Raw genomic sequence first — 17246 nt, forward strand, 5'->3', positions numbered from 1 at the left:
CATGAGCCGGAACCTCACCGCGGACCTCGCCGCTGACCTTCGCACCCGCATTGTCGACGGCGTCATCCAGCCGGGCGAGAAGCTCCCCAGCGAAAACACCCTTATCAGCGACTTCGGGGTGAGCCGTACCGTGGTGCGCGCCGCGCTGACCAGGCTGCAGGCCGAGGGCCTGGTCGAAACCGAACGAGGGCGAGGAAGCTTCGCCCTCACCCCGCCGTCGGACGGGCCCCAGGCTGCACCCGGGGCCCGTCCCGTCGCAACCATGGAGGACCGGCTCCACCTGCTCGAATTCCGGATCGGCGTGGAAGCTGAAGCGGCGGCGCTGGCCGCGCGGAACCACACCGAACGGCAGCTCCGGGCTGTTACTGCGGCACTTGACGAGTTCACATTGAGTGCCGGCCATCCGGCGCATGCCATGAAGTCCGACTTCGAGTTCCACCGGGCCGTTGCTGCCGCCTCCGGCAACCCCTACTACTCCGACTGCCTGTCCGCCCTTGGCCAGACCATGATCGCGATGCCGCGCACCCGGCTGATGACGGACGCGGAACACTACGCGCGCGACCATTTCGACCAGGTGGTCCAGGAGCACCGTTCCATTTCAGACGCCATTGCCGACGGCGACGAGGCTGCCGCGGCCGCCGCCATGCGCAGCCACCTTGCCAACTCCCGACGCCGGTTTAAGGCTTCCGCCCGGCCCTAACCTGGGCTGTTCCGGGCCTGCGCCCAGGCAGACGGGGATGCAGGCAGGCATTCGGGCAGCACAAGCAAAAGAGCCCCGGTCTATTGACCGGGGCTCTTCATTTGCGTGCGCGAGGGGGGATTTGAACCCCCACACCCTTTCGGATACTGGCACCTGAAGCCAGCGCGTCTGCCGTTCCGCCACTCGCGCGCAACTTCCTTCACAGAATCCCGTCCAGTTTCCCGAACCGCAACCCTGTAAAAGCAGCGAGATCAAGCATAACGGACATTGCCCGGAAAATACCAATTGGGGCACGGGGCCACCCGCACCCGGCTACGAACTAAGGCCAGGAACCGACCCACAACACTGCCAACACCGCGGGCAACCAGATAACGCAGACCATCGGAAACTGAACTTTTGGCAGCGCCCGGCCGTTGTGGATTAAGGTCATTCACGGGCCCGCCCAGTAGTATCGGATGTAGGAGTGACTGCTGCATGCAGTCACACCGGCGGCTTGGGAACACCACTGCAAGTGAACTTACGGAACGAAAACTGCCCCGCAGCCGGGGGGAAAGGAGAAGAACCATGGGTCTGCTGGACAAAGTCGAGCGCGGCATCGAAAAGGCCGTCCGGGGCGTCTTCTCCACCGGCTCGCGCGCCCAGGTTGAACCCGTCGAAATCGCCAGCAGGCTGCGCCGGGAAGTGGACCACAAGTCCCTTACCGTCGCCGCGGGACGCACCCTGGTGCCCAACGTTTTCGATGTCCAGCTCAGCGATGATGACTTCATACGCGCCCAGGAATGGGGCACCCCGCTGGCCGAAGAACTCTGCGACGTTGTGATCAACCACGTCCGCAGCCAGGGCTACACCCTGCAGGGTTCGGTGCGGATCTCCTTCCGCCGCGATACAGAACTGCGCGCCGGCGACTTCGAAATCGTCTCCTCAACCGAGAAATCCAAGGGCACAGCAGGCGGTCCCCCGCCCCGTCCCAACTTGCCTGCCGCTCCCAGCCGCCAACCGGTCCGGCTGCAGCCCGTCCTCGACATCGACGGCCAGCGGTACTCACTCAACGCCCCGTCCATCGTGCTCGGGAGGTCCTCGGAGGCCGACATCCTGGTCGAGGACACCGGCGTTTCCCGCCGCCACCTTGAAATCCGCACGGCCAACGGGGTCACCACGGCAGTGGACATGGGTTCCACCAACGGGAGCTATGTGAACGGGCACAAGGTCTCGGGAAGCACCGAACTCACCGACGGCTCCACCATCACCATGGGACGGACAAAGATTATCTTCCGCCTGCTTCCTGCCAGCCCTGGCGGCCACGCATGAGTGAACTCACCATCACCGCTTTGCGGTTCGGTTTCCTGTTGCTGCTCTGGGTGCTCATCTTCAGCATCGTCTCCACCATGCGCCGGGATCTTATGGTGGGCCGAAAGGCCGCCGCCGGCGCCCCAACAGCCCGGCAGATGCGCAAAAACCCCGAACTGGCCGAGGGCACGCCACAACCCTTGAAGCAGCAGGCCCGGCAACTGGTGGTCGTCGAAGGCCCACTAAAGGGCCGAACACTTCCGCTGGCCGCGAGCCCCATCCTGCTGGGCCGCGCGCAGGAGGCCACCCTGGTCCTGGAGGACGACTACGCCTCCGGCCGTCACGCCAGGCTGTTTCCGCAGGGCAGCCGCTGGTTCATCGAGGACCTGGGTTCGACCAACGGCACCTACCTGGCTGACCAGCAGCTGACCCGTGCCCTGCCCGTTGAGCTTGGCGTACCCGTGAGAATCGGCAAGACGGTCATTGAATTGAGGCCATAGCCGTGGCCGCCCCGGAAAGCCCCGCACCCGGCCCCAAGCCGGTGGAGCGGCCCCTCATCATGCGCTTCGCAGCGAGGTCCGACGTCGGAAAAATCCGCTCGAAAAACGACGATTCCGCTTACGCGGGTCGCCACCTCGCCGTAGTCGCGGACGGCATGGGCGGGCACGCGGGCGGCGACGTCGCTTCGGCCGCCACTGTTCTTGACATGATCCACCTGGACCGGGGTGATTACACCGGCGATGCGGCCACCACGCTGGCCGATGAGATCCAGACCGCAAACTCCCTGCTGTCTGAGCTTGTGCATGTCAACCCCAAGCTGGCCGGGATGGGAACCACCGTCACGGCGCTCCTGCTTGCCGAGGGGAAGCTGCACTTTGCGCACATCGGTGACTCCCGGGCGTATCGCCTGCGGGACGGCGAGTTTGAGCAGGTCAGTGTTGACCACACGTTTGTGCAGCGGCTGATCGACGAAGGCCGGCTCCGGCCCGAGGAAGCCGAAACGCATCCGCATAAGAACGTCCTGATGCGTGTCCTGGGCGACGTTGATGCCAGCCCTGAACTGGACCTGGACAGTTTGGACGTGAAACCCGGGGATCGCTGGCTCCTCTGTTCTGACGGCCTTAACTACGTTGCCGGCCATGCCGTTGAACGCACCGTCCGCGAGACCAAGGACCTGCGCGAGTGTGTGGAAACCCTCGTGGACCTTACCCTCGAGGCCGGCTCCCCGGACAACGTCACCGTTGTTATGGTGGAAATCGTTGAGGAAACGCCCGACGACGTCAGTACCGCCGCCGTCGACGTCATTCCCTCCCACGAAGTCACCAAAGCCGCTGCCGTGGCGAAGAGCGCGGGCTCCCTGGCGGCCGAAGCACCGGGAGCCGTAGGCAGCCCGAAGCCCGCTGCCGGCAACCCAGCAGAACCTCCTGCTGCCAATGATCCCAAAAACTCCAATGCCGCCAAGGATTCAGGGGAACCGGCGTCGGCCAAAAGCAGCAACAGCCCGGATACCCCTGGAGCAGGAGTCACCGATCCGCACCTCGGCGAGCACCTGTCCGCCGAAGTGCTCCGTGACGAACTGGCCTCACGCCCGCACGAACTTGTGGGAGCAGCCGCAACAGCTGCGGAGTCCGGTTCCATTCCCACCATCGCCGGCCGCACCGTTGCGCGGCGCGCCGCCACCCTCCTCACGCACAAGGCTGAACCCCCCGCCGGTGACGATGACACAGTGGTGCCCCTCAAGCCACGGCGGTGGCTGACCTGGTCCATTGCCGCGTCCGTCCTGGTGCTCCTGACTATTGGACTCTGGCTCGGGTACGCCTGGACCCAAACCCGTTACTACGTCGGCGAGTTCGATGCCCGCGTTGCCATCTTCAACGGCGTTTCCCAGCGCCTGGGACCCATCCAGCTCTCAAGTCTTGAGACCGTAACCGAGATCCGGATGGATTCCCTTCCGCCGTTCTCGCAGCAGCGCGTTCGCCAGACGGTACCTGCCCAGGATCTTTACGACGCCCAGCGCATCGTGAAAAACCTCGAACTGACCGGCAGCACGTCACCGGAAGACGAGTGCGTGGCGCCTTCGCCTTCCCCCGGCGCCTCAACGGCTCCAACAGCTACGGCCGCGCCCACCGCGACGGCCGCACCAGCGCCTGATGCTTCGGCCACCCCTGCGGTTCCGTCCCCCCCACCCAGTCCCACAGTCACCTGCGAGGTGGGCCAATGAGCCAGCTCAGTACCACAATCAAACCCCGCCGCAACGTGGAACTTGCGTTGCTCCTGCTGGCCCTTGCGGTCGGCATTGGGGCCAGCATGCTGGTGGGGGTGGACCAGGAAAAGGCGTTCGACTCGGACTTCTGGTTCCAGTCGAGCCTGCTCGCCCTGGCTGCCTTGGTGTTCCACGGCGTGCTTCGCTTCCGCGCAAAATATGCAGATCCGGTAATACTTCCCCTGGTGGTGGCCCTCAACGGAATCGGCCTGGCCATGATCCGCCGTCTCGACGCGCCCGGCGACGATACCGGCAATAACCAGCTCCGGTGGACCCTGATCGCCATGGCAGTCGCCATAGCCGTCATCTGGTTCCTCAAGGACCACCGCATCCTCCGCAGGTTCACCTTCATCTCCCTTGCCGCCAGCGCCCTGTTGCTGGTGCTTCCGCTGGTTCCCGGCATCAGCGCAGGCGAAATCCTCGGTGCCCGCGTGTGGATCCGGCTTGGGCCCATGACGTTCCAGCCGGGTGAAGTCGCCAAGATCACCCTCGCCATATTCTTCGCCGGGTATCTTTCCTCGAACCGCGACCTGATCCTGCTGGCCGGCCGGAAGATCGGTCCGCTGCAGTTTCCGCGGTTCAAGGACATGGGCCCCATGATCACTGCCTGGCTGGTGAGCATCGGCGTACTCATCTTCCAGCGCGACCTCGGTTCATCTGTGCTCTTCTTCGGCCTGTTCATCGTCATGATCTACGTGGCAACCAGCCGTATCAGCTGGGTGGTGATCGGCCTGGCCCTCATTCTCGGCGGCGGCTTTGCAGCGTCGCGGGTCTTTTCCCATGTGGAACTCCGTATTAGCGGCTGGTTGAACGCCTTTACCCCGGAGGTTTACGACCGGGCTCCCGGTGGAAGCCACCAGATCGTGCAGGGACTCTTCGGCATGGCCAACGGCGGCCTCGTAGGGACCGGCCTGGGCCAGGGCCGGCCGGACCTTGTTCCGTTCGCCAACAGCGACATGATCATCGCCTCCCTCGGCGAGGAACTTGGCCTGATCGGACTCTTCGCCATCGTCCTGATGTACCTGTTGCTCTTCACCCGCGGCTTCCGGGCGGCCCTGGGCACCCGCGATGCGTTCGGCAAACTGCTCGCCTGCGGACTGTCATTCGCCGTGGCGCTGCAGTGCTTCGTGGTCATCGGCGGCGTTACCCGGCTCATTCCGCTGACCGGTCTGACCACGCCCTTCCTTGCCGCCGGCGGTTCCTCCCTGCTGGCCAACTGGATCATCGTGGGCCTGCTCCTGATGATTTCCCACACCGCCCGCGGCCCGGTGGACACCACACCCCTGCCACCGGCAAAGGGCGCGGAATCCGTGGGCATTGATACTCCTACCGAGGCGGTGAAGCACCTGTGAACCAGGCGATACGGCATTCATGGGTAGCGGCGATTGCGATGTTCGCGCTGATCTTCGGCGCCATCAGCTATGTCCAGGTGATTGGCGCCGAAGAGCTCGAAGCCAACCCGTGGAACCAGCGCGCCATCCTGCAGGACTACTGCAATGACCGCGGCGCGATCGTTGTGGCCGGATCACCGGTGGCGGAATCAGTGGAGAGCGGTTCGGAGACCTGCGCGTTCCAGCGGACCTACCCGCAGCCGGAGCTGTACGCGGGAATCACCGGGTACTTCTCGCAGAACTACGGGGCCACCGGCCTTGAGCAGGCCATGGGCGAGCAGCTGGCAGGCAACTCAGACCAGCTCTTCCTGGACCGGGTGGGCCAGCTTTTCCTGGGCAGCCAGCCAAAAGGTGCGTCCGTGGAACTCACCATCGATCCGGAGATCCAGCGGCTCGCCTACGACCTCATTCCGGAAGGGCAGCGCGGTTCCATTGTGGTCACCAACCCCAAGACCGGCGCAATCCTGGCCATGGTGTCCAAACCCTCCTACAACCCCAACCTGGTTGCCACTCAGAATCCCACCGAAGAGTCGGCCAATATCAACGAACTCGTCAAAGTTCCGGGCATCAACCTGAACCCGAACGTCAGCGGACCCACCGGTGAACAGCTTGCCCCGGGTTCCGTCTTCAAACTCGTGGACACCGCCGCGGCGCTTGCGTCAGGCAAATACAACAAGGACAGCGAACTTCCCAATCCGGCTGAAATGCCCTTCGACGGCATCCAGTACAAGCTTCCCAACTATGCAGGCGGCAACTGCTACACCCGGGACACGGCGGACTTCGCCTTTGCGCTGCAGCAATCCTGCAACACGCCATTCGCCAGCATTGCCCTGGACCTGGGCCGGGACGCAATCGCCGAGCAGGCGAGGAAGTTCGGCTTCGGCGAGGACATGGGGGACCAGCTGAAGCTCGGCTACGCCCGGGACAACGGCTTCCCCGACGACCTGGATGCGCCGGGACTCGCCCAGTCAGCCATCGGACAGCGGGACGTCCGGGCCACGCCCTTGCAGGTGGCCATGATGACCGCGGCTATCGCCAATGACGGGGTGCAGATGAGGCCCAACCTGATCAAGACCCTGCGTTCCCCGGACCTTCGTGTCATCGACGAACCGCAGCCGGAACAACTGCGCACCTCAACCACCCCGGAGATCGCCAACCAGATCACGGAGTGGATGACCAGTGCGGTCAGCCAGGGCATCGCCAACAGGGCAGCAGTCCCGGGAGTCCAGGTGGCAGGCAAAACCGGAACTGCAGAGCTGGGCAATGGCGTGAACAACTCCTGGTTCACCGGATTTGCCCCGGCAAACAACCCGCAGGTGGGTGTCACGATCGTCATGGAGGGCGTGGACATCACTACCGGCGCACAGCTAACCAGTCCGAATGCGAAGAGAATTTTTGAGGCGGTGTTGAATAAGTGAGGCCTACAACCGGAATCACCCTCGGCGGCAGATTCCAGCTGACCACGCGGATCGCGATCGGCGGCATGGGCGAAGTCTGGAAAGCCAAAGACCTCGTCCTGGGCCGCATCGTCGCCATCAAGGTGTTGAAAGAGGAGTACACGGGGGACCCCGGCTTCCTTCAGCGCTTCCGCGCAGAGGCCCGCCACACTGCCCTGCTGAACCACGTGGGCATCGCCAACGTCTTCGACTACGGCGAGGAAGAGGGCTCTGCCTACCTGGTCATGGAACTGGTCCCGGGCCAGCCGCTAAGCAGCATCATCGAACACGAGCAGGTGCTGTCCCCGGACCGCACCCTGTCCATCATCGCGCAGACAGCCCGTGCGCTCTCCGTTGCCCATGCCCAGGGATTGGTGCACCGGGACATCAAGCCGGGCAACCTCCTGATCACTCCTGATGGACGCGTGAAAGTCACTGACTTCGGCATCGCCCGCCTTGCCGACCAGGTGCCCCTCACCCAGACGGGCCAGGTGATGGGCACAGCCCAGTATCTGGCACCGGAGCAGGCCACGGGCCAGACGGCCACCGGTTCCTCGGACATCTACTCACTGGGTGTCATTGGCTACGAATGCCTCTCCGGGCACCGGCCGTTCTCCGGCGAGTCCCAGATCGCCATCGCCCTCGCCCAGGTCAACGATGCGCCGCCGCCACTGCCGGAGTCGCTTCCCACACCGGTGCGGGCCCTCCTGATGTCCATGCTCGCCAAGGATCCCAAGAACCGCCCCGCGAACGCCATCAAGCTGGCTGAGGCAGCGGAGGCCATCCGGAACGGGGACGTCAGCGCCGCCCGCGCCGCCGTCCCGGGCATGCTCCTGTTTGACGCCGATACCGGTCCCATCACGGCACCGGTGGACACAACAACTGCACCCACCGGTGTTATCGGTGCCCAGCGTGACACTTCCCCCACTGCAACCTCTGCGTTGCCGGTGCTGGGTGCCGGTGCTGCCGGTGCCATGGCAGGAATGGCAGCCGGTGCCGCAGGATCGGCGGCGGATGCTGATGAGCCGCAGGGAACGCTTGCCCGCGCCAATGCCCTCGCCGCCGAGCGGAATTGGGTGCCGGAAGAAACAACGTACGACGACGAGCCGGCCGATGAGCCCGAACGCCGCCGCCGCAGCCCCTGGACCTGGCCGCTGATCGCCCTGATCCTGCTGCTCCTGTTCGCCTTGATCGGGTTCCTCGTGAACCAGCTCGGAGTCTTCTCCCCGTCCGGCAGTCCTTCGTCCAGTGCCGCGTCGACCAGTGCGCCCGCCACATCGGCGACCCCGACGCAAACACAGCAATCGGCCACGCCCACCCAGACCCGGGCCACACCCACCGTAACCACGCCCCCACCGCCGGAAACTGTGAACGTCATTCCTGAGGCCTACCTGGGGAAGGACTACCGGACGGTTCAGTCGCAGCTTTCCGCCCTCAACCTGGACGTCAGCGTGCAGCCGCAGGTTGATGCGAACTCAGCGCCCAACTCGGTGATTGGCTTGTCGCGGTCGGGTCAGGTGGAAGTGGGTTCGCCGGTGACCATTACCTATGCCGTGGCACCCCCCGCCCCCACCACAACCTCTCCGCCGCCGGCGCCAACACCGACATCCACCACCTCCGCCGTGGCAGCACCCACAGCACAGTCGCCCCTCCCGGATTGCGCCGCCGGTGAGCTGCCGGGCCTGCCTCCGACCTGCAAGCCGTAACCGGCAGGACAGCCAATGAACGAGTCAGCGCGCACACCGTTGCACCGGGAGGACAGCCTCCCGGTGGATAGCAAACGTGTCCTGAGCGGACGGTACGAGGTGGGCAACCTTATTGGCCGGGGAGGAATGGCGGACGTTCACCGCGGCTTGGACACCCGGCTCGGACGCACCGTGGCCATTAAACTGCTGCGCGCGGACCTTGCACGTGATCCCCAGTTCCAGGCGCGCTTCAAGCGCGAAGCGCAGGCCGTGGCGGCGCTGAACCACCCGTCCATTGTGGCTATTTACGATACCGGCGAGCACCTCGTCCACGACGGTTCGCATGACAACGTCCGCGTGCCGTACATCGTGATGGAGTTCGTTGAGGGCAAGACCATCCGCGATCTTATCCGGGCCAACGATGTCACTATCGACCACGCCATCGATTACTGCCTGGGCGTACTCGGAGCCCTCGAGTACAGCCACAAGGCGGGGATCGTGCACCGGGACATCAAGCCGGCCAACGTGATGTACTGCCCCGGCAGTGACTCGGTGAAGGTCATGGACTTCGGCATCGCCCGTGCCATGGCCGATTCCTCGGCCACTATGACCCAGACGCAGGCCGTGGTGGGCACCGCGCAGTACCTGTCACCTGAGCAGGCCCGCGGTGAAACAGTGGATGCGCGCAGTGACCTCTACTCTGCCGCCTGCCTCCTGTATGAAATGCTGACCTCGCGCCCGCCGTTCGTTGGCGACAGTCCCGTGTCCGTGGCATACCAGCACGTGCGTGAAATCCCGGCACCCGCGAGCAGCCTGAACCCGGAAATTTCGCCGGCACTGGACACCGTGCTTGCCAAGGCACTGCAGAAGAACCGCGACGACAGGTTCCAGGATGCGGCAGCGTTCCAGCGTGCCCTGCGCGCCGCAAGGGCCGGTATTCCTGTTGCGGCGGCATCGCCCTCGGAGGCTCCCACCGATCCCAACGACCACGTCCCAACCCCGTCCTCTTCCCCCGCCACTGAAGCCTTTGCTGTTACGGGCGCGAGCTTCCTGGATGATGCACCTACGGGACGGCTCACTGCCTTGAGCACCCCGGCCGACGCCGGCGGCAGCCCCGGTCCCGGCGCTTACGAACCTTCCACACGGGATGAGTTGCTCCTCGGCCTGCCTTTGGAACGCGAGCGGACCGCACGGCAAAAGTCCCGCCGTCGTGCGTGGATCACCACCCTGGTGATCTTCACCGTCCTCGTCCTGGCCGGCGGCGGGCTGTGGCTGTACAGCATCGTGAACCGCCCGGCACCGCCGCCGCCGAAGGTTTCGATTCCGGCGGTGGCGGCGATGACTGAGTCTGCTGCCCTGCAGGAGCTCTACGGCGCGGACCTCGTGCCCAGAATCGCCCGCGCACAACATGACACGGTACCCAAGGGCACTGCCATCGGAACGGATCCTGCGTCCGGTGTCGCCGTAGATCCGGGAGCCGAGGTGGTCCTGAATATCTCCGACGGGCCCAGCGCCGTCAAGATTCCAGACAGCCTGCCGGGCAAGACTGAAGCTGCTGCCCGGGACATGCTGCGCCAGATCGGGTTGGTGGGCGCTCCCTCAACCACCACCGCCAACAGCCCCACAGTCCCGGCAGGCATCGTGATCACCACAAGCCCCGCCCCGGGACAGAGCGTCGGCGTGGGCACAAGCGTTGAGCTGGTGGTGTCCACCGGCAAGGTCGCCGTCCCCGAACTCCGCGGACGGACCCGGGAAGAAGCAGAAGCGGCTTTGAAGGAACTGGGCCTGGTACCCGCCGTGGTTGAAGCGGAGAACGCGCAGGTGGAACCAGGCAGGGTCACGGATCAGGGCGACGCCGTTAACGCGGCAGTGGAGCAGGGCAAGACTGTCACCATCGTGGTCGCCAAGGCGCCGCCTCCGCCGCCAAGCCCCTCTCCGACCCCGACGCCCACGCCGACATCCACCAAGAAGGATGACGACTGAACGGCAGGCCGCAACAGGTCAGTGCTGGATGAGCGGGCTCAGCTTGGCTGCCCGCGCAGCCGCGCCCTTCATGCCCAGGGACTCGAGCCAGTTCCCCAGCATCTGGTAGCCGCCTTCAGTCAGCACGGATTCCGGGTGGAACTGCACACCGCACAGGGGTGCGGTCCGATGCTGGAGCCCCATCACCACGCCTGACGCGGTTTCCGCCGTCACTTCCAGGACATCGGGAAGCGTGTCCCGCACCGCAGCGAGGGAGTGGTAGCGGGTGGCCGTGACGGGGGAGGGGAGCCCCGAAAAGACACTGGTCCCGATGTGTTCCACCAGGGAGGTCTTCCCGTGCATAAGCTCCGGGGCATGGGTCACCTTGCCCCCGAATGCCTCCGCCAGCGCCTGGTGTCCCAGGCACACGCCGAACATGGGCACGCTGTTCTCGCCACACCATTTGATGAGTTCGATGCAGACCCCGGCTTCAGCCGGGTTGCCAGGGCCGGGAGAGATCAACACGCCGTCGCGGGTGCCGGCCAGTTCGGTGGCCTCCGCCAGGGTGACGTCGTCGTTGCGGACCACTGTGGTCTCGGCGCCAAGCTCCTGGAGGTAGCCCACCAGGGTGTAGACGAAGCTGTCGTAGTTATCCACCACGAGGATCTTGGTTGGGGTCATGGCTGGCTTACGGAACCAATCGTTGAGTCGGTGAATTGGGTGTACTCGGACATCCACGGGAAAAGGAACTGAACCATCAATACCAGTGCGCCGGCGATCAGCACCAGCGAGGTGGCGATCCGCAGCCACAAAGGCCCTGGAAGATGGCGGAAAATCCAGCCGTACATGCTCAGCCCTTTCCAATCGCTGCAGCAACCTGGGCTGCGATTTCAACAGGCGGACCGGCTGATGCAGGGCGCCAGCTGTCCAGCAGCGCGTAGGCGATAATGCGTTCTTCCGCCCCGAAGCGGGGGTTGCAGCTGGTCATGGTGAGGAATCTTTCCGTGGGGGTGACGCCCGGAAGAGTGGGCACAGGCTCCAGGACGTCCGTTCGCGACGGCATCACGATCTGGTTGTTGCGGAAGACATACACGTAGTATCCGTCCTTGGTCTGGACGTAGATCTTGTCCCCGGGAACCAGGGTGTGGATATTGTCCAGGACCGCACCATGGGTCTGGCGATGCCCTGCAACAGCGAAATTACCAACCGCTCCAGGCATGGCCGTGTTGGTGTAGTGCCCCAACCCGAGCGTGTCCAGTACGTCACTGGTGGTCCCCTGGACGATGGGCCGGGTGTAGTTTTCGCCGAACCGGGGAATGTACATTATCCCGATGGTGCCGGCGTGGCCGGGCGCTGCCGAAACTGCGGGCGGACCGAAATCTTCAGGGGCTGCCGGCGCGTCCGGGGCGGCTGGAGCGGCAGCACCGAGGTCCTGTGCAAACTCCTTGATGACTTCGCTCTGCTTGGCGTCTGACTCCACGTTGGTCCACCACAGCTGCCAGGCAACAAAAAGAAGAAGAATGATCCCCGCTGTAATGAGCAGCTCACCCACCACCAGGACTGCCCCGCGCAAAATGACGACGCCGGCAGCCGGCGCAGCAGCTGGCCGCGCCTTCTCCTGCAGTACCACGGGTTCTCCTCCCGGCGGTTGCGATGGGCGTTGGTGACCCATGACTACGGCTAGAATTGGCTGCTAGTAAGAATCCAGATTTGACCAAGATCGCGCAGACCGCTGGCAACTTCCTTCTTGCAGGATATCAAGCCCGGAACGCCGAGCTTGCCTCAGCCCGCCAAGGAGAACCCGTGCCCGAGTCAAAGCCTCGCAAGAAGACCGCCAGCACCCCCCAGCAGGCTTCGTCGCAGGCCTACAAGCCCAACCCCGTCTGGTTCAAGCCGGTTATGTTCGGCCTGATGATCATCGGCCTCTTCTGGATCATCACGTTCTACATCAGCGAAGGCCGGCTGCCGGTTGCGGCGTGGGAATCGTGGAACATCGTGGCCGGCTTCGGCATCGCAATCATCGGCTTCCTCATGACCACCCGGTGGCGCTCATAATTCCTGGCGGCGGGCCAGCCCTCGGCACAACGGTGAGCGGTGGTCCAGCCTCTGACCGGCCTGCCCACGGCGGTGCAGTCGTCGGCGGGGACGGCCTCGCCCGGCCTGCGTGGGCGTCCACTGACCCACTCCTGCGCGACTATTACGACAATGAGTGGGGCCTTCCTGTCACCGACGAACAGGGGCTCTACGAGCGTATCTGCCTGGAGGGGTTTCAAGCAGGACTTTCCTGGGCCACCATCCTCCGGAAGCGCCCTGCGTTCCGGGCCGCCTTTGCGGGCTTCAACCCGGATGCGGTAGCGCTGTTTACCGAAGCCGACGTCGATCGGCTGCTGCAGGATCCGGGCATCGTCCGGAACCGGCTGAAAATCCGGTCCGCTGTGGCAAATGCACACGCCACACTCGCGCTGCGCCAGGAAGGCGGCCTGGTGGAGTTTGTCTGGCAGTTCAAACCAACAGACACACCCCGTCCTGCAGTCCACACCGATATCCCCACCCAGTCCCCGGAGTCGGTTGCCCTGTCCAAGGCCTTGCGGAAGAAGGGATTCTCCTTCGTCGGTCCCACCACCATGTTTGCCCTCATGGAAGCCATCGGCATGGTGGATACGCACCTGTTGGACAGCCACCGCCGTGGATCTTCAGGAATCTGGCCGCAGCCCCACGCCTGATTCCCTGGTTTTCCCCAACTGTTGGGAAAGTTATCCACATTGTTGAAAACCTGAGTGGACCAGTAGAAAGCCAGCCTTACGACCGCCAAGCAGCGGGATCGGGCCAATCATGCCACCCGGATGCAGTTATTAACAGTGTGGAAGACCTGTGGATAACCAAGCCCTCCGGGTAGGGCCTGTCCTTAGGGTCCGGGCGGACGATTAGCGCTCCCGGCGGACGGGGTGGTGGCTGGTGATGGATATCCGGTTGAATGCGTTCATAGTGATTGCCAACCAACTGACAATCGAGAACTCCTCTTCGGTCAGGTGCTCGCGCGCGAACGCTTCCTCCTGGGCTTGGGCATGATGGTCCGGCAACTCGGTGATGCTTTCGGCCAGTGCAAGGGCGGCCCGTTCCTTTTCGGTGAAGAGGGCCGTCTCGCGCCACGCGGGGAGCACCGCCAGGCGCTGTCCGCTCTCGCCCGCTTTGAGGGCATCCCTGACATGGAGATCCAGGCAGTAAGCGCAGCCGTTGAGCTGCGATATCCGGACGTGCAGGAGCTCCACTGTCTTCCCGTCCAGTCCGGCGGCCTCTGCGGCCTCCCGCACTTTAATCCCCAACCCGTTCAGTGCCCGCCAGAGGACAGGATGTTGCTTGTCGAGGAAGATGTGCTGCGTGGTGGCGCTCAATAGGTACTCCTGGGTCGGACGGCAATGGCAGGCGCAAAAAGTGGCAGGCAACCTGCGTTGGAACTGCGGACTGGCACCTAGCTTCAACTACTCGGGCCAGGTTGTCCACTTACCAACACTGCGATACCCACAAGTTATCCACAACTGTGGAAACTGCGGAAGCTACAGGCGGGTCGTCACTCTTCTCGCACCGCGGTGCGGGCAATTTCGGCCACGCGATTACCGCGCTGTCACTTATTAACACTGTGCAAAAGGCTGTTGAAAGCTGCCCATGAAAGCCAGGGATGCTGCCCATCCGGATTGTCTTCCACTGCTTTATCCACAGAGGACTGCTTTTTCGGGCTTTTGTCCACTTAAGCACAGCACTATCCCCAAGAGTTATCCACAGATGTGGATTGTAGGCCGTCCTGCTTCCCGGAATTCCCGCGAACTAGCGGGAAAACCGGTTTCCCTGGTCGAACTACAGGCGTGTAAGTTACCAACACTGTGGATAAGTCCTGTGGATAAGAAAAGCCCCGACATTGGTCATGTCGGGGCCCTCTTGAGAACGGGACGGCGTCAGCCCTTCGGGCTGCATGCCTGTGTGGCTACATCGAGATTTTCACCCAGCTGGCAACGGCCAGCAGCAGCACGACCGCCACCAGGCCCGCTGCCTGGATGAGGCCCTGCCGCCGTCCGCGGGGAGTGTAGGCAAGGATTGCCGCGCAAAGGGCACCCGTTACCAGGCCACCCAAGTGCGCCTGCCACGCGATCTGCGGGATGAGGAAACCAATCACGCCGTTGATGGCAATCAGCACCCACAGCTGGCGGGTATCGCCGCCACGGTGCCGCTGCACCAGCAGCATGGCGCCGAAGAGGCCGAAGATGGCGCCTGAAGCGCCCACAACTCCCACCAGCCCTTGTCCGGGTACCAGCACGGGATTCAGGAGCAGATATCCAACGGAGCCGCCTACGGCCGAGATCAGGTACAGCGCCAGAAATCGGGCACGGCCCAGGAGTGGCTCGAGGGCCTGGCCGAAGATCCACAGCGTGTACATGTTCAAGGCGATGTGCAGGACGGAATCCGGCGAGTGCAGGAAAGCCGCGGTCAGCATCCGCCATGGCTCAAACGCCCCGTACTCAGGGGTAGCGAAGACGTTGTTGTAGGCGAACTGCTCGTAGACCACCTGGCCGGGAACCACCCATTGGAGCACGTACATCACCGCACAAAGGGCAATAATCCCGTACGTGACCACCGGTTTGCCGGACGCTACGGCGCCGCCGTAGACCGTCCGCACCTGGGGCGTCGTCCGGCTTGTCTCGTTGACGCAGTCAACGCATTGGAATCCGACGGCGGCCGCCCGCTGGCAGTCGGGGCACGCCGGCCGCCCGCACCGCTGACAGCGGACATAGGAAGGCCGGTCCGGATGCCGCGGGCACACCGGAACCTGTGCGGACGGCTCGGCCGACGGAACTCCGTAACTCATGGGTGGGGATTACAGCTGTTCGATGTCGATGCTGTTGATGGTGACGTCCTCCACCGGGCGGTCACCCATGCCGGTGCGCACGCCCTCGATGGCGTCGACAACCTTCTTGGATTCGTCGTCGGCCACCTCACCAAAGATGCTGTGCTTGCCCTGGAGCCAGTCGGTGGGGATGGTGGTGATGAAGAACTGTGAACCGTTAGTGCCCTTGCCCATTTGGATCCCGGCGTTGGCCATGGCCAGCTTGTAGGGCTGGTTGAAGCTGAGCTCGGGGTGGATCTCGTCGTCGAACCGGTATCCGGGTCCGCCGGTGCCGCGGCCCAGGGGATCGCCGGCCTGGATCATGAAGTCCTTGATGATGCGGTGGAAGATGGTGCCGTTGTACAGCGGCGTGCCCGTCTTCTCCTCGCCCGTCTCCGGGTGGGTCCACGTCTGCTCGCCGGTGGCGAGGCCAACGAAGTTCTTGACCGTCTTGGGCGCGTGGTTGCCGAAGAGGTTGACGACGATGTCGCCAAGGCTGGTGTGGATGGTTGCTTTTGCGGTTGCGATTGCAGTCATAAAGGCCATTCTTCCACGGCGGTCCGGGGTGGTGATGGCTGTTGCATCAGTTCCGCGCTGGGTGAAATCCGCCTAAAATCCGCAGAGAGAATAGCCGGTGAAGACCAAGGCACGTAGGCTAACCACAGACCGTCACATTAATTCGGGAGGTAGTTGTGAAGAAATCGGATCGTATTGCCCGTGACCTTGAGCTGTCAGTCATTGGCGCCATGGAAAATGCCAAGGATTGGGCATCCCCCCGCGTGGAAGCAGCCGTGGACCGGCTGCAGCACAGCCTGGATACCGCATCTCCCAAGATCCAGGAAGGCCTGAAGACCGCGGCCCACAGGGCAGCGGACGGTGTGGCCGTGGTGACCCCCCGCATCCAGGACGGCCTGGCCCAGCTCGCTCCGCGGATCAACGATGCAGTGGACGGCGCTTCGCCGCGGCTGCATGAGGCCCTGGACAAGGCCACGCCCGTCATCCTTAATGCCCGTGACCGCGTGGTGGTGGAATACCTGCCCCGCCTGTCCGACCAGATCGGTTCCGCATCCAGCGTTGTGCACCGGACGCTGGAAAACACACCCGCCCGCGTGGACGCCGTTGCCCAGAAGCTTGGCGACGTGGGAATCATCCACGCCATCCAGGAGCAGGCCCTGGCCACCGGGACGCAGCTCAAGGCAGCGGCCACCCAAGCCGGCCGCACGGCAACCGTTCAGCTCGCGGAGCCCGAGGCCCCGAAGAAGCGCGGCTGGCTGGTCTTCGGTGTGATCGCCGCAGCAGTTGCCGCCGGCGTAGCGGCCTGGAAAGCCTCCAAGCCGGTCGAGGATCCGTGGAAGACGCCCTCACCTGTTGCCGGCACGGGCACGCCCGCGCCGGTTCCGGCCACCACAGTGAACGATGTCCCGGAAGCAACCACCGGCTCCGCCTCCGAGATGGCCGAGGCTGCCAAGGACACGGCGGGAGACGCCGCGGAGAAGGCAAAGCATGTGGCGGAGGATGTGGCTGAGGACGTTTCCAGCAGCACTGCATCAGTGGCCACCGATGCCAAGACGGCCACCAGGAACATCGCATCCAGCAGCAGCGGTGCGGACAAGGGAACCACCCAGTCCTAGCAGTCCGGATGTCCG

The 17246-nt window shown here is 64.1% G+C and carries 17 protein-coding genes and 1 tRNA gene; 11 read left to right on the forward strand and 7 right to left on the reverse strand.

Going from position 1 to position 17246, the window contains the following annotated elements:
• Position 1 precedes the first annotated feature (1 nt).
• Positions 2-700, forward strand: a complete 699-nt coding sequence (locus tag M8J71_RS06635; protein WP_256247177.1) for a FadR/GntR family transcriptional regulator — start codon at positions 2-4, stop codon at positions 698-700.
• Positions 701-806: 106 nt separating this feature from the next.
• On the opposite strand, the gene M8J71_RS06640 is transcribed toward M8J71_RS06635, so the two are convergent.
• Positions 807-889: transfer RNA gene (locus M8J71_RS06640), tRNA-Leu, on the reverse strand.
• Between the two features lie 375 nt (positions 890-1264).
• Between M8J71_RS06640 and M8J71_RS06645 the strand changes: the two genes are divergently transcribed.
• The 7 genes from M8J71_RS06645 to pknB are packed head-to-tail and all read left to right on the forward strand — an operon-like array spanning position 1265 to position 10745.
• Complete coding sequence (locus tag M8J71_RS06645) at positions 1265-2008, forward strand: FhaA domain-containing protein (protein WP_256247178.1); 744 nt, start codon at positions 1265-1267, stop codon at positions 2006-2008.
• Positions 2005-2487 carry an FHA domain-containing protein FhaB/FipA gene (locus M8J71_RS06650; protein ID WP_256247179.1) on the forward strand — a complete coding sequence of 161 codons (483 nt, stop codon included), beginning with the start codon at positions 2005-2007 and terminating at the stop codon, positions 2485-2487. The genes M8J71_RS06645 and M8J71_RS06650 overlap by 4 nt, the downstream gene beginning before the upstream one ends.
• Positions 2488-2489: 2 nt before the next feature.
• Positions 2490-4208: a PP2C family protein-serine/threonine phosphatase gene (locus M8J71_RS06655; protein ID WP_374114818.1), complete on the forward strand. Its 1719-nt coding sequence runs from the start codon at positions 2490-2492 to the stop codon at positions 4206-4208.
• The gene (locus tag M8J71_RS06660) at positions 4205-5602 is read left to right on the forward strand and encodes an FtsW/RodA/SpoVE family cell cycle protein (RefSeq protein ID WP_256247180.1); all 1398 of its coding nucleotides are present in this window, start codon (positions 4205-4207) and stop codon (positions 5600-5602) included. Before M8J71_RS06655 ends, M8J71_RS06660 begins: the two co-directional genes overlap by 4 nt.
• Positions 5599-7059: a peptidoglycan D,D-transpeptidase FtsI family protein gene (locus M8J71_RS06665; protein ID WP_256247181.1), complete on the forward strand. Its 1461-nt coding sequence runs from the start codon at positions 5599-5601 to the stop codon at positions 7057-7059. Before M8J71_RS06660 ends, M8J71_RS06665 begins: the two co-directional genes overlap by 4 nt.
• Positions 7056-8783 (forward strand): serine/threonine-protein kinase, encoded by a 1728-nt coding sequence (locus M8J71_RS06670; protein WP_256247182.1) that lies wholly within the window; start codon positions 7056-7058, stop codon positions 8781-8783. The genes M8J71_RS06665 and M8J71_RS06670 overlap by 4 nt, the downstream gene beginning before the upstream one ends.
• Before the next feature lie 15 nt (positions 8784-8798).
• Positions 8799-10745, forward strand: a complete 1947-nt coding sequence (gene pknB, locus M8J71_RS06675; RefSeq protein ID WP_256247183.1) for a Stk1 family PASTA domain-containing Ser/Thr kinase — start codon at positions 8799-8801, stop codon at positions 10743-10745.
• An 18-nt stretch (positions 10746-10763) separates the two neighbouring features.
• Here pknB and M8J71_RS06680 read toward each other — a convergent pair whose 3' ends face one another.
• The 3 genes from M8J71_RS06680 to M8J71_RS06690 are packed head-to-tail and all read right to left on the reverse strand — an operon-like array spanning position 10764 to position 12354.
• Complete coding sequence (locus tag M8J71_RS06680; RefSeq protein WP_256247184.1) at positions 10764-11405, reverse strand: aminodeoxychorismate/anthranilate synthase component II; 642 nt, start codon at positions 11403-11405, stop codon at positions 10764-10766.
• Positions 11402-11572, reverse strand: a complete 171-nt coding sequence (locus M8J71_RS06685; protein ID WP_205484375.1) for a hypothetical protein — start codon at positions 11570-11572, stop codon at positions 11402-11404. Before M8J71_RS06685 ends, M8J71_RS06680 begins: the two co-directional genes overlap by 4 nt.
• Before the next feature lie 2 nt (positions 11573-11574).
• Entirely contained in the window at positions 11575-12354 is a 780-nt protein-coding gene (locus M8J71_RS06690) for a class E sortase (RefSeq protein WP_256247185.1), read from the reverse strand.
• 173 nt (positions 12355-12527) lie between these two features.
• Here M8J71_RS06690 and M8J71_RS06695 point away from each other — a divergent pair, with 173 nt between their 5' ends.
• Both M8J71_RS06695 and M8J71_RS06700 read left to right on the forward strand, forming a co-directional pair.
• Positions 12528-12779 (forward strand): cell division protein CrgA, encoded by a 252-nt coding sequence (locus M8J71_RS06695; protein WP_256247186.1) that lies wholly within the window; start codon positions 12528-12530, stop codon positions 12777-12779.
• A 32-nt stretch (positions 12780-12811) separates the two neighbouring features.
• Positions 12812-13447: a DNA-3-methyladenine glycosylase I gene (locus tag M8J71_RS06700; protein WP_256247187.1), complete on the forward strand. Its 636-nt coding sequence runs from the start codon at positions 12812-12814 to the stop codon at positions 13445-13447.
• A gap of 201 nt (positions 13448-13648) precedes the next feature.
• Here the strand turns inward: M8J71_RS06700 and M8J71_RS06705 are convergent, their stop codons facing one another.
• From M8J71_RS06705 to M8J71_RS06715, 3 genes are all read right to left on the reverse strand, one after another.
• The gene (locus tag M8J71_RS06705; protein ID WP_256247188.1) at positions 13649-14116 is read right to left on the reverse strand and encodes a carboxymuconolactone decarboxylase family protein; all 468 of its coding nucleotides are present in this window, start codon (positions 14114-14116) and stop codon (positions 13649-13651) included.
• A 587-nt stretch (positions 14117-14703) separates the two neighbouring features.
• A complete protein-coding gene (locus tag M8J71_RS06710; protein ID WP_163164951.1) occupies positions 14704-15582 on the reverse strand; it encodes a rhomboid family intramembrane serine protease in 879 nt (292 codons plus the stop codon).
• Positions 15583-15591: 9 nt separating this feature from the next.
• Entirely contained in the window at positions 15592-16137 is a 546-nt protein-coding gene (locus M8J71_RS06715) for a peptidylprolyl isomerase (RefSeq protein WP_163164953.1), read from the reverse strand.
• 155 nt (positions 16138-16292) lie between these two features.
• Between M8J71_RS06715 and M8J71_RS06720 the strand changes: the two genes are divergently transcribed.
• A complete protein-coding gene (locus tag M8J71_RS06720; protein ID WP_256247189.1) occupies positions 16293-17231 on the forward strand; it encodes a hypothetical protein in 939 nt (312 codons plus the stop codon).
• The last annotated feature ends 15 nt before the right edge of the window (positions 17232-17246 follow it).

The sequence above is a fragment of the Pseudarthrobacter sp. R1 genome, from assembly GCF_024494415.1.
Lineage (GTDB): Bacteria > Actinomycetota > Actinomycetes > Actinomycetales > Micrococcaceae > Arthrobacter.

Bases quoted from the DNA above. Each gene is read 5' to 3' on its own strand.
- M8J71_RS06635 (WP_256247177.1), top strand. From the start codon at position 2: ATGAGCCGGAACCTCACCGCGGACCTCGCCGCTGACCTTCGCACCCGC.
- M8J71_RS06645 (WP_256247178.1), top strand. From the start codon at position 1,265: ATGGGTCTGCTGGACAAAGTCGAGCGCGGCATCGAAAAGGCCGTCCGG.
- M8J71_RS06650 (WP_256247179.1), top strand. From the start codon at position 2,005: ATGAGTGAACTCACCATCACCGCTTTGCGGTTCGGTTTCCTGTTGCTG.
- M8J71_RS06660 (WP_256247180.1), top strand. From the start codon at position 4,205: ATGAGCCAGCTCAGTACCACAATCAAACCCCGCCGCAACGTGGAACTT.
- pknB (WP_256247183.1), top strand. From the start codon at position 8,799: ATGAACGAGTCAGCGCGCACACCGTTGCACCGGGAGGACAGCCTCCCG.
- M8J71_RS06680 (WP_256247184.1), bottom strand. From the start codon at position 11,405: ATGACCCCAACCAAGATCCTCGTGGTGGATAACTACGACAGCTTCGTC.
- M8J71_RS06685 (WP_205484375.1), bottom strand. From the start codon at position 11,572: ATGTACGGCTGGATTTTCCGCCATCTTCCAGGGCCTTTGTGGCTGCGG.
- M8J71_RS06710 (WP_163164951.1), bottom strand. From the start codon at position 15,582: ATGAGTTACGGAGTTCCGTCGGCCGAGCCGTCCGCACAGGTTCCGGTG.
- M8J71_RS06715 (WP_163164953.1), bottom strand. From the start codon at position 16,137: ATGACTGCAATCGCAACCGCAAAAGCAACCATCCACACCAGCCTTGGC.